The organism is bacterium (assembly GCA_035307765.1).
Taxonomy (GTDB): Bacteria; Sysuimicrobiota; Sysuimicrobiia; order Sysuimicrobiales; family Segetimicrobiaceae; genus Segetimicrobium.
This window is the reverse complement of sequence record DATGHU010000026.1, coordinates 161,018-172,902: the sequence shown is the minus strand read 5'-3', so window position 1 is coordinate 172,902 and position 11,885 is coordinate 161,018. Positions and strand designations below refer to the sequence as shown.

The following is an 11,885-nucleotide window of genomic DNA, read 5'->3' as shown; positions in this document are numbered from 1 at the left end:
GCACGCCGCCGTCGGGGTCGATGCGGGTGGCGGGATGAGCGTGTTTCGATCGTGGGTGGAGGGGTTACCGCTTCCCGGGGGCCAAGGGCGATCGGCCCGTCGGCTCACAACGGATACGGTCCCCGTGGGCGAGCCTCGGCAGGGCTCGGCGCTGTTGCCCGTTTTGGTGGGCTGGGCGGCCAAGGGGTCCTGGGCCATCATGGACCAGGGGCTTTTTGCGTCGTCCAACTTTCTGCTCAACGTCATGCTTGCCCGGTGGCTGACCCCTCGGGATTATGGTGCGTTCACCGTAGCATTTTCGTTCTTCCTGTTCATCGGCGCCGTGCATTTTGCCCTGCTGATCGAACCCATGCTGGTGTTCGGCCCGGCCAAGTATGCGGGGCGGTACGCGGAATATCTGAACACGCTCCTGCTGGGCCACTGGGCTTTGGTTGCGCCGGCGAGCCTAGCCCTGCTGCTCTCCGGCACGTTCCTCGCTCTGTTTTGGCCCGGTGCCCTGTCCGCGGCATTGGTGGGGTTTGCGTTTGCGGGTCCGGTGATCCTTCTGACCTGGTTGATGCGGCGGGCGTGTTACCTTCGCTCGGAGCCCCGCCTCGCCGCGCTCGCGGGCCTGCTCCATCTGACGCTGATGATGGTGGGCCTCTTCGCCCTCTACCGACAGCGGTGGCTATCCATTTTGTCGGCCCTCGCGCTGTTGGTGGCCGTGAGCCTTCTCACCTGTCTCTGGCTTTCGATTCGCCTGCACCTCCCCTGGCCCTCGCGCCCGCCCCGGGGGGTGTTTCGCGGCACATTGAAAGACCACTGGCGGTATGGGCGGTGGGCCGCCGCCACCATGGTCTTGATGTGGATCCCGGGCGAGTCATACTTTCTGCTCCTCCCCCTATGGCACGGTCTGGATGCGACGGCGGTGTTCAAGGCGATGATGAATCTGACCACGCCTCTTCGGAACACGGACATCGCCCTCGGGGTGTTAATGTTGCCGGTGCTGGCGCGCGTTCGGGGGACCGCTCGGTTTGGTCGATTGATATCGCTGGCGACGGCCGTGCTGGTTGTCGGGTCGGCGGTGTACTGGATTCCGCTGGTCCTGTTTCATCGCCCGCTGCTGGCATGGATGTACGGAGGGCGATACGAGGGATACGCCGAGGTGCTGTGGTTCCTGGGCCTGTACCTGCTGATTTCGCCGGTCACGGACATCTTCGGCGGTGGATTGCGGGCGCTTGAGCGGCCCGACTTGGTATTCAGAGCCAACGTCCTGGCGACGGTTGCGGCCCTGACCTTCGGGCTCTGGGGCATCGTCCGCTGGGGGGTTGTCGGAGCGGGGGGAGGGCTGGCATTGTCGTCCACGGTCAGGGCCATCGCGACGTGGTGGTACTTTCGGGACCAAAGGAGGCGCGTCCACTGGTCTGAAAATGTCGCCGGCGTGAGGCCGGCAGGGTGACGCCCGCAGCGAGGGTGATCCAGAGAGGGTTCGGGCGCCTTGGAACAACTGGTAGGGGTCGACGTTCATCGGGGCCGCGCGGATTCCTCGGCCGGCCCGGGCCATCCATCTCGGGATCGGCTGTGGACCCGGCATCGTGCCGGGGCCTTTGGGCGTGCTCGGGTATTTACCCGATCGCGCCCGCTTTTTCGAGGCGCGGCTGCCTCAGCGGCATGTAGACCGGAGATCAAGGTGCCCACGGTTGAGCGTCAGCGCCCCTCCGCTCATCCGATGCGGACAGCGGGGAATGCGGATCGGACATTGGTCCTCCACGTTCCGGCGAGCGGCAATGCGCGTAAAGCGATGGGCTTGAGCTAGTCGGGCCGATGCGAGGAGATGGACATGGGTGATTCGATGGATCCGGCAGTTGCGATCATCGGTGCGGGGCCATACGGGTTGTCGGTTGCGGCGTACCTCCGGTCCGGCGGCGTGGCGTTCCGGATCTTCGGCACGCCGATGCACCGCTGGCGCGAACAAATGCCGAAGGGGATGTTCCTCAAATCCGAAGGGTGTGCGTCAAACCTCTTCGCGCCGGGCGCCGGCCCCACGCTCCGGCAATACTGCGCTGCGCAGGGGCTGCCGTATGCCGATTATGGCGCGCCGGTCTCGCTCGAGACGTTCACGCAGTACGGCCTCTCCTTCCAGCAGCGGGCTGTCCCGATGGTCGAGGATGCAATGGTCACGGCGCTTGAGAGGTCGTCTGAGTCGTTCCAGGTGCGGCTGGGCAGCGGGGAAACGTTCAGGGCCGGCAAGGTCGTGGTGGCGACCGGGTTGTCTCATACGGCTCACATCCCTGCGGTGCTGGCCCAGTTGCCTCCAGCGCTGCGATCGCACAGCGGGGAGCACGACGATCTGAGCCGGTTCAAAGGGGGGGACGTCACCGTGGTCGGCGCGGGGCAATCGGCGCTGGAGACCGCCGCGCTGCTGCACGAGGCGGGAGCCGAAGTGCGGTTGCTGGTGCGCCGGCCGGCGGTCCTCTGGAACCCCCCCCCGGCCGCGCGTCGTCGATCGCTGTACGCACGGGCGCGCCATCCGATGTCGAACCTGGGGCCCGGGCTCGGGCTGTGGTTCTACTCGAACGCGCCGATGGCGTTTTACCATCTGCCGGAACCGATTCGGATCGCCAGGGCACACAAGGCGCTTGGGCCCGCGGGGGCGTGGTGGCTCAGGAACCGCGTCGAGGGTCGGGTGCCGATCGTGGTCGGGTGCTCGGTGGGGGGAGCGGAGCCGAGCGGCGAGGGAGTCCTCCTGCATCTCACCAGGTCGGACGGCGGGATCCGCCGGTTGACCACCGACCACGTCATCGCGGCGACCGGCTACCGGTTCGCCCTCGATTCCCTGCCGTTTCTCGGGGAGCGGCTCCGGTCGCAGCTGCGTTCCGTGCAGCGGACGCCGATCCTCTCTCCCAACTTTGAGTCCTCGGTGCCCGGGCTCTACTTCACCGGGTTGGCGAGCGCCAATCACTTTGGGCCGGCGATGCGGTTCCTCCATGGGGCCGACTATACGGCGCGGCGCGTGTCGCACCATGTCGCCGGCGGGCGTCGAACCCGCTCGTCCCTTCCCGCGGGCGGGAGGCGCGCATTACGATGCCGGGAGTTTTCGTATGACCGATCACCATAGTCGGGCCCGGGAGCTGCCGCACGCGCTCCTCCCTGCGCCCGAGGCGACCGTGCCGGCGCTGGTGCTGAAGGTGGGTCGGTACGTCCTTCACGACCATGGGGGGCTCGGCGTCATCCGGACCCTCGGCCGGTTGGGCGTGCCGGTCTATGGCATCGTCGAGGATCGGTTCACCCCGGCCGCGGTCTCCGGATATCTGACGGGCGCATTCGTCTGGGATACTCGCGATCTGGATCGGCACCGGCTCCTCGATGGCATGGCGGTGATCGCCGAACGATTGGATCGTCCCACCGTGCTCATTCCTACGGATGATGCGGCGGCAATTTTCATGGCGGAGGAGGCGGCGACGTTGCGGCGGTGGTACCTGTTCCCCGAGCAGCCGGCGCATCTCCCGCGGACGTTGGCCAGCAAGAAGGAGCTGTACCTGTTGTGCAAGCGGATCGGGGTGGCCTGCCCGGAAACGGTGATCCCGAACTCTCTCTCGGACGTGCACCGGTTCGTCGAGTCCGCGATGTTTCCGGTCATGGTGAAAGCCGCCGAGCGGCACCCGCGGAGCGAACGCACCACATGGATCGCCCGGACTCCCGAGCAGGCGGTCGCGGTCTACCGGGACGCGGAAGGCCGGGGCGGGTCGAGCCTGATTTTTCAGGAGTATATTCCCCCGGCCTGCGGCGAGGACTGGTTCTACCACGGGTACCGCAACACCCAATCCGATTGCTGTGTGGGCTTCACCGGCAGGAAGCTTCGGTCGTATCCTCCCTTTGCCGGCCCGACGACGCTAGGGCAGGCGGTGGGAAACGAACCGCTGCGGCAGCAGGTAGAGGCGCTGTTGCAGGCGGTGTCCTATTCGGGCGTGATGGATCTCGACTACCGCCTCGATAAGCGGGATGGCCGGTACAAGCTCCTCGACTTCAACCCGCGGATCGGGGCGCAGTTTCGGCTGTTCGAGAGTCCGGCCGGGCTCGATGTGGCGAGGGCGCTGTATCTCGATCTGACGGGACGGCGCGTCCCCCGGCCCGGCCCGATCGAGGGCCGTACGTTCATCGTCGAACCCTACGACCTCCTGGCCAGCCTCGGCTATTTCCGACGGGGCGTGCTCGGGCTCCGCGAGTGGTGGCGGTCGCTCGAGGGCTGGCGGGAATTGGCGTGGTTCAATCGCGATGATGTGCTCCCGTTCCTGGTGATGGGCCTTCGGCTGTTCCTGCGAGGGGTCGAGCGGGCCCTGCGGATGCGTCCCGGCCCGCCCATCTCCAACCGCCTGCCGTCCTACGTGCGGGGCGCGCGGGATCGGGTGGCGGCGGGGCCGCGCACGGCCGTCCGAGCACGCCGGATTGGATGGCTTTCACGTCCGGGGGGCCCTGCCGGTCGGGCGGGCGTTGCCGGGACGGAGGTTCGCGACGGCGGCGGCGATGGAGGGGGGAGCGACGCGCCGAACGCGGGGAGGAGGAAGTCGATGCGGGGCACTCTCCGGGCGATGAGGACGGTGTCGCGGCTCGCCCGTCTCGTGGCCACCGATCCGAGCGAATCCTGGGGGAAGATACAGGATCACGTCGCCGAATGGCGGGAGCGCCGCAGGCCGCGGTGCGGGTACGAGGTGGAACGCGATTGGGAACGCCGCCTGCACCAACTCCTCGGCCTTCCAGGGCCGGGCGAGGCGGACCCCGAGTTTTGGGCGCTGTGGCCGCAGGTGGTGGCGCCATTTGAGGCGCAGGGGGTGCAGATCGGCCGGGGAGCTTTTGGCGGGTGGGGGGACGGGGAGCCGGGAATGGTCCGTGCGGTGTGGTATGTGGTTCGGCATCTGCGGCCCGCTTGCATCGTCGAAACCGGAGTCGCGCGTGGGTTTACCACTCGGGTGATTCTCGAAGCATTGGAACGGAACGGCAGCGGTCACCTTTGGAGCATTGACCTACCCCCGGCCCTGAAACCGGAGTTGCACCGGCAAGTCGGGGCGGCGGTGTTGGACCGCCTTCGCCACCGCTGGTCGTACCTGAAGGGGTCGAGCGCGCAGCGCCTCCCGGGGCTGCTGGCCCGGCTCGGGCAGATCGACCTCTTCATCCACGACAGTCGGCATACGGAACGCACCGTCCGCTTCGAGCTCGATCGGGCGTGGGCGGCGTTGCGCCCGGGCGGGGTCCTCATCGTCGACGACATTGATCTCAACCGGGGCTTCGCTTCGTTCACGCGGGCGTTTTCGGGTCATCAGTCCCTGGTCTGCTACGCCGAGCCCCTTCGACCCGATCCGCCGCGCTTCCACGGCCGGGGGCTGTTCGGCATCATCCGAAAGAATGTGGCGGCCGCGGACCGGGTGGCGGGCGATGATTGAATTGACAACGAGCCACACGGACGGGACATCCGTCCGCGCAAGCCGGCGCCCGCGGGGTGCCTCGGGGATGCGGCGAGAGGCATGATGCCGCGGCGGGAAGGTCCTCTTCCGCAGACGAACGGCGACGCGCACGGGGGGCGGGGCGGGCTGTGCGTGCTCACCTTCCACCGGGTGGTCGAGCGGTGCGAAAGGGATCACGACATCACGCGCCGATCGTTCTGCCACCTGTTGGACGCGATCGCGGCGATGGGCACCGTGACCGACACCCAACTCGCGTCGGGCGAGTCCCTGCGGAAGCGCGCCGCCGTCCTGACGTTTGATGACGGCACCGAGGACCATCTGTGGGCGGGGGAGGAACTGGCCCGCCGGGGTTTGCCGGCGATCTTCTTTGTCCCGGCGGGCCGAGTGGGCCGGCCGGGCTTCCTCCCGCCACACCGGGTGCGCGGCCTCGGTGCGATGGGGATCCGGATTGGCTCGCATGGGTTCGATCACCTGCGCCTGGAGGCGGGCCTGCCGCCCGCCGCGATACGAAGGGAACTGGAGGACTCAAAGAAGTTCCTGGAGGATGTCGGGGGGGCGCCGGTGGTGTATTTCGCCCCTCCGGGAGGACTGGGCAGCCGGGTGGTGCGGCAGGCGCTCGGCCGGTATGGATACGCGGCGTCGCGGTCGATGCGGTGGGGGATCTATGAGTCCTGGGAGGCGCGCTGGGAGATTCCCTGCATTCCGGTGACCGAGTTCACCCTGAAGCGCGGATGGGTCACCGCGGCCCTCCGGGTCGGTGCGATGCCCCTGGCGATGAGAGGCGCCTGGCTGGTCAAACGGCTGATGCCGAGTCGTGTCCGTTTCGCCGTGCGCAGGAAGCTTCATACTCCCCCGGGGGCGGCCCGCGAACGCACGGGGCCGTGAGGGTTCTGCTGTCCGCCTACGCCTGCGAGCCGAACAGAGGCTCCGAACCGGGAGTGGGCTGGGGCACCGTGCAGGCCCTGGCCGCGCACCATGAGGTCTGGGCCCTGACGCGGGCCAACAACCGGCCGGCGATCGAGCGGGAGACGGCCCGCACCCCGATGCCAAGCGTTCACTTCGTCTACTATGATCTTCCGCGGTGGGCCCGTTGGTGGAAGCACGGGCAGCGAGGGGCGCAGCTGTACTACTACCTCTGGCAACTCGGGGCCTACTTCACCGTTCGCCGACTGCACCGCGGCATCAGGTTTGATCTCGTCCACCACCTCACCTTTGTGAAATACTGGACGCCGAGCGTCCTGGCGCTGCTGGGGGCTCCGTTCGTCTGGGGACCGGTGGGAGGGGGAGAATCCATCCCCGGCGCGTTTCGGCGGGATTTGGGCCCCATCGGGATGGCCCACGAAACCGTGCGGGATCTGGCCCGGTGGGTAGGGGAGCACGACCCCTTGGTGCGGCTCACCGCCAGACGGAGTGCCGTCACGCTCGCCACCACCCCGGCGACCGCGGACCGGATCCTGCGGATGCGGGGGCACAATGTACGGATCCTCAGCCAGCTGGGGCTGTCGGACCGCGACCTGATCCGGCTGGCCAGCTACCCGCCGCCCGCCGAGGCGCCGCTCCGGTTCATCAGCATCGGCAACTTGTTTCGGTGGAAGGGCGTCCATCTGGCCCTGCGGGCGTTTGCGCAGGCCGGGCTGGACGCGGAGTTTTGGGTGGTGGGAGACGGTCCTGAACGGTCCAGGCTTCAGTGCCAGGCCGCGGCCCTGGGGATCGCGTCCCGGGCCAGATTTTGGGGACGGCTGCCCCGCGAGGAGGCATGGGCAATGCTGGCCCGGTCCCATATCTTGGTCTTTCCCGGAATGCGCGATTCGGGAGGGACGGTGTGTTTGGAGGCGATGGCGATGGGCCGTCCCGTCATCTGCCTCCAGCTGGGGGGGCCCGCACAAGTCACCAAGGGGAGCGGGATCCAAATCCCTGCGTGCGCTCCCGCGCAGGCGGTACGGGATCTTGCGGAGGCGATGCGCCGGTTGGCGCGGGATCCGGCGCACCGCCAGGAGCTCGCCGAAGCCGGGAGGCGATGGAGCGCCGACGCGTACCGGTGGGAACAGAAGGTGGAACACATCAACGCCATATATCGGGAGGCGGTGGCGGCCGCCGCGGACGGACATCCCTAGAGCCTCTACAAATCGATTCGTTCGAGGGCTCGTTTTTTGGTCAGGACCCATCATGGGGGACTTGCCAGGTGAGCTGGGGGGGTTTAGAAACGTGCACCCCTGGTTCGCTCGGATCCAGTCCCACGAGCACGTAGTCCCCGCGCACGGCATCGGGGATGTATGCCACGAGGTGAGTCTGCACCACCATCGACCTTCCCCAGACGGTGGTGGCCACGGCGGTGATCGGTTCATAGGTGAGGAGGTCTGGGTCGCCGAGCCTGCGGAGCTGGCGCGGATCGATGCCGCTGAAGAGTTGCTGGCCCGGGCCGATTCGGATCGTCACCTTCAGCCGGGTTCCCTGAGGGGTCAGGCGGACTCCCGGCACGGTTGAGTCCGGCTTCCCTGGTGCGCCGTCCAGGGTATCGACCACTCGGAGCTTGACGTCGGTCCGTCGGTCGAGCGCCGCCAGAAACTCCAGCGCGGGAATCCCGGGGCGCAGGGTGAGGGGGGCGTTCAGCAGGTACAGGCGTTTCACGCCCGGATCGCGCAGTTGATCCGTGATCGCCGCTTCCAGCGACGCGGCGGTTCGATTGTCCCTCACCAGTGCGGGCTGCTCCAGCAGGTGCCGCGTCAGGAAGTATCCGGGTCCGATCGCGATGAGCAGGACGACGAATCCCACGCTGAGCACACCGCCGGACAGGTGCCGTTGAGGGCGAGGGGTATCCAGTCGACCGAGCAGCGCGACGAGCACGGGGAGGAGCAGCGCCTGCTCGAAGTACATGAACCGATTGTCGGCCTTCACGACGATTGGGACGGCGGCCGCGGCACACGTCATGACGAGCGCCGGCCCCAGCCAGCGGCCTTCGTGCGGCAGACGCCATGCCCGGCCCACCATGATCCAGATGAGCACGTTCACGCCCATGGCCGCGATCCCGCGTCCGATGGCGATGGCGGACGCAGCATCAGGCGGGCCACCCGACAGAATCCGTTGCAGTGTGTCCGTTTCGATCGGGAAGAAGGCGGTCAAGAAGAACCGAACCGAGTTCAGAGCCACGAGCGGGATGCTGCCCACGCGTGTTTCTCCGAGATCGCTCAGCACGTAGTTTCCGCCCAGGCCTGCGTGGGCGCGGACGATCAGGTAGGCGAGCAGCGGGACTCCCAACGCGACCAAGACCGGCCACGGCCGTCCGGTCGGCGGGGGGATTGCCGCTGACTCCGCGTGCGGACCACGGGCGAATGCCGAGGATCGGAGGAAATACACGCCCACCACTCCGGGGGCGGCCAGCGCCGTTTCCTTCGCAAACATGGAGAGGCCAAGCAAGCCGCTGATCGCCGCGAGCCCTGCCATGTTCGGGCGCCCACCGCTCCGGGAGGCGGTGACGAGGAGGGCCAGGATGGCGAACACCGCGGCGATCATGTCCCCGCCAAACGCCACGAGATGCAGCAGTTCCGCCGAGGACACCGATCCCGCGAATAGGGCCGACGCCAGAAGCCCGCCGGGCAACGACAGGCTGAAGATCCTCCGCGACACCAGAAAGACGAGCGCCGCCATCAACGCGTGCCCCACATAATTCGTCCCGAGCATCACCACAGACGTCGGCCGGGGGCTGAGCCAACTGATGAGGTAGACGGAGGCATTGATTGTGGGGCGAATGAAGTTTGTCTGCGAGGGCCCGATCTCAGGGAAGTTCACATTGTAGTCGCGGTAGCCCTGCGTCACCCATTGTATCGGCGACATCGGGAAGAACCGAGAACTGTGCAGGATCAGCGCGAAATCGTCGCCCTGAACCGCATACGAGGACAAGAATGGCAGATTGATCAGCACGATCGCCGTCAGGACGACCACAAACACGATCGCGCTCCATGCCGCGTCGCGGGTTGGAAGATCGGCGAACCGTCTCATCAGTCCTCGCTTCCGTGCTCCCTGGCTTCCCTTCCCGCGGCTGTGGTGTCGGCGACCGGTCGATGGTACCGTGGAGCCGAGCGGGTCGAGTCGTGCGTCCGCGCTGCGCGCACCCGCGTTCTTGGCGCACGCGGCAAGGGCATTGGCGCCTCATGCTTGGGACCTCGTTCGTTACACCCTACGATACACAACGCTTCGTCAGGCGATGTCCCGATTCTTCTCGATACGGCACCGAGGTAGGTCGCGCGCTCCGCGGAGCGCCCCGCGCCCCCGCGTTCCACCGACACGCCTATCTGCTCTTTCCCTGGGGAGGTCTTCCGCGACTGCCCACCTCCCCATTTATACATTTACATGGGAAGCCGGCGCGAGACGCCGGCGGGGGGGTGATGCGCCTGGGGGCCCCGCACGATCTTCCATGAATCCTCGGACGAACTTGCATTGACATCGCGCCTCCCGCACGCGTATGATTCATGGCAAGTCGCAGGGATCGTGTACCGCGGGGGAGCACCGGAACCGGTCTCCCACCGACAAAGGCAAACCTGGGGCGACCCAGGGACGCAAAGCCACGGGACCTTTCGCGAGGTCAGCCGGGTTGCCGAAGGGGGACGGTTCGGAGCGCCGACAGGGCGCCCCGGCCGGTGGGGATTCGTCCTCGCGGGCTTTTTCGTCTCACCCCCCCTCAGGCGGTCTCGATCGGGATTCTCTCGGGACGCGGTGCTCGTCGTCCCTGCGCAGGCGGCGTCCTTTCCGTTGAGCTCGCGCACCTCCCCCCCTAAGGCGGGGCCGGGAACCCCTCCCCGGCCTCGTCTGCTTTTCTTGGAGCATTTGTGATCCCGTGCTGCGCCCTTGCCATCGCTCCCGGGCGAAGGACTTCGAAGGTGGGGACCCAGAAGCAACACTCCCGGGATGCGAGACCAGCGCCTTCGGCGTGATGCGCCCGCCCGCCACGGAGCCCACCGTCCGCAAGGCGACTTCCCGTCATCACCCTGTCATCCTGTCGAGGTATCCTGGTGCGGAGAGCCGAATGCCGGAGGACAGTGCGAATGCGATTGACACGGGCGTCCTGGAGGATGGTCGGCATGGTGATGATCGGCCTCGTCGGGATCGCCCTCGGCCTCAAAGGCTACTCCGCCCCGCATCTGACCGGGAGCGGGCTTCCCCAGGCCATGACCGGCACCGGGACGGGTCGCTCCCTGGGCGCGACATCGGCTCCGGGCCGGGCGCCCGGTGCGGTTGCTCCCACCCCTCGTGCGGGACAGACGAGAAATCGGCAGAGGACGGCCGCCCCGCGGAGGTCCCGCACCGCGGGGGGCGCCACGCGGACAACCGGAAACACAGGGGCAGCTCCGCCGGCCCAGGCCCCCAGTGCCGTCGCCCCCGGTCCCCTGCTGTCGGACAGCATCTACGGCCCGTACGCCTACCAGCTCTATCCTGGAACGCCGTCGGCAGACACTGAGCAGGCTTTGAGCGGTTTCCAGGTGTCGTTCGCGCCCGTCGACGAGCGGACCGAGAAGGTCACGGTGTCGACCGCCGACCAGCCCCCGCAGTCGGACACCTTCCCCCGCGGCGACAGGCTCTACCTGATCGAGACCCGCATGGGCGACGACGGCTTCGACGGCGACAACAACTACGGTGACGACGGCTTCGTCCTGACCGACGGCGGAGGGCACATCATTGCCCAGTGATCGGGGCCGCCGAGTCGCTCGTCGGGTGGGACGGCTGACGCTCGGGGCGATCCTCGGCGGGATCAGCGTCTGGGAAGGCCTGGCGGCGCCGAGCGGGGGAGTAGGGGCCGGGATTCCCGAGCTGACCGCGCGCCTGCCGGGGGTCCCGTGGGCGCTCCGGCACGACTGGATCATCCTCTTCCTGAGCCTGGCGCTCGTGATCGACCTGCTCCCGCGTCTCGTGCCCTGGCTGGCCGTCGGCGTCCTCGCCGAGGTCGTCCTCGGCCTCCTCCGGACCGGCGGGGTGACCGATGTTCTGGTGCGCGATGTGGGTCTCTTGGCACTGGCGCTGGCGGTGGCGTGGGAGGGCGGTCCGGCCCGTCTCGTGGAACGGTTCGCGCTCGGGATCGTGCTCGCGAGCTTCGGCATCTGGGAGCTGACCGCTCCCAGTGAGTGGGTGGGGTATCTGCCGGCCGGACTGTCCGCGCAACTGCCGGCCGTCCTGCTCGTGCTCGGGCACGGGTGGGTCCTGTTCGTGCTCGCAGGAGCGCTCATCCTCGACGCGTTCCCGGGGGTCGCCTCGTGGCTGGCGCTCGCCGTCCTCGTGGAGGTCGGGGTCGGCCTGGTCCTGACGAGCGGGGTCACGCCCATCCTCGTGCGCGATCTCGGCCTGGTCGCGCTCGCGCTGATGGGAGCTCTGGAGGGCGCGGGCCGGCCCGCGCCCGAAGGCTCATCCCCGGAAGGGCACCCGCCCGGAATCGCGCCGGCGCTCCACAGCCCGTAGCGA

8 protein-coding genes and 1 riboswitch are annotated in these 11,885 nt (G+C 67.9%); of the genes, 7 read left to right on the top strand and 1 reads right to left on the bottom strand.

Annotated elements, in window-relative coordinates; genetic code table 11:
* Nucleotides 1-124 precede the first annotated feature (124 nt).
* The 5 genes from VKV57_08790 (at nucleotide 125) to VKV57_08770 (ending at nucleotide 7,552) form a co-directional block, all read left to right on the top strand.
* Nucleotides 125-1,438 carry a polysaccharide biosynthesis C-terminal domain-containing protein gene (locus VKV57_08790; protein HLW60006.1) on the top strand — a complete coding sequence of 438 codons (1,314 nt, stop codon included), beginning with the start codon at nucleotides 125-127 and terminating at the stop codon, nucleotides 1,436-1,438.
* Between the two features lie 381 nt (nucleotides 1,439-1,819).
* Entirely contained in the window at nucleotides 1,820-3,097 is a 1,278-nt protein-coding gene (locus VKV57_08785; protein HLW60005.1) for an NAD(P)-binding domain-containing protein, read from the top strand.
* A complete protein-coding gene (locus tag VKV57_08780; GenBank protein HLW60004.1) occupies nucleotides 3,081-5,417 on the top strand; it encodes a class I SAM-dependent methyltransferase in 2,337 nt (778 codons plus the stop codon). The genes VKV57_08785 and VKV57_08780 overlap by 17 nt, the downstream gene beginning before the upstream one ends.
* Before the next feature lie 81 nt (nucleotides 5,418-5,498).
* Nucleotides 5,499-6,323 carry a polysaccharide deacetylase family protein gene (locus tag VKV57_08775; protein ID HLW60003.1) on the top strand — a complete coding sequence of 275 codons (825 nt, stop codon included), beginning with the start codon at nucleotides 5,499-5,501 and terminating at the stop codon, nucleotides 6,321-6,323.
* Entirely contained in the window at nucleotides 6,320-7,552 is a 1,233-nt protein-coding gene (locus tag VKV57_08770) for a glycosyltransferase (GenBank protein ID HLW60002.1), read from the top strand. Before VKV57_08775 ends, VKV57_08770 begins: the two co-directional genes overlap by 4 nt.
* A gap of 40 nt (nucleotides 7,553-7,592) precedes the next feature.
* On the opposite strand, the gene VKV57_08765 is transcribed toward VKV57_08770, so the two are convergent.
* A complete protein-coding gene (locus VKV57_08765; GenBank protein ID HLW60001.1) occupies nucleotides 7,593-9,434 on the bottom strand; it encodes a hypothetical protein in 1,842 nt (613 codons plus the stop codon).
* A gap of 522 nt (nucleotides 9,435-9,956) precedes the next feature.
* Nucleotides 9,957-10,034, top strand: a riboswitch (cyclic di-GMP riboswitch).
* Between the two features lie 443 nt (nucleotides 10,035-10,477).
* Between VKV57_08765 and VKV57_08760 the strand changes: the two genes are divergently transcribed.
* Nucleotides 10,478-11,119 (top strand): hypothetical protein, encoded by a 642-nt coding sequence (locus VKV57_08760; protein ID HLW60000.1) that lies wholly within the window; start codon nucleotides 10,478-10,480, stop codon nucleotides 11,117-11,119.
* A complete protein-coding gene (locus VKV57_08755; protein ID HLW59999.1) occupies nucleotides 11,109-11,882 on the top strand; it encodes a hypothetical protein in 774 nt (257 codons plus the stop codon). Before VKV57_08760 ends, VKV57_08755 begins: the two co-directional genes overlap by 11 nt.
* Nucleotides 11,883-11,885: the final 3 nt, after the last annotated feature.

What these genes read in the sequence shown, in the direction of transcription:
- VKV57_08785 (HLW60005.1), top strand. Translation starts at nt 1,820, where the DNA reads ATGGGTGATTCGATGGATCCGGCAGTTGCGATCATCGGTGCGGGGCCA.
- VKV57_08780 (HLW60004.1), top strand. Translation starts at nt 3,081, where the DNA reads ATGACCGATCACCATAGTCGGGCCCGGGAGCTGCCGCACGCGCTCCTC.
- VKV57_08775 (HLW60003.1), top strand. Translation starts at nt 5,499, where the DNA reads ATGATGCCGCGGCGGGAAGGTCCTCTTCCGCAGACGAACGGCGACGCG.
- VKV57_08765 (HLW60001.1), bottom strand. Translation starts at nt 9,434, where the DNA reads ATGAGACGGTTCGCCGATCTTCCAACCCGCGACGCGGCATGGAGCGCG.
- VKV57_08760 (HLW60000.1), top strand. Translation starts at nt 10,478, where the DNA reads ATGCGATTGACACGGGCGTCCTGGAGGATGGTCGGCATGGTGATGATC.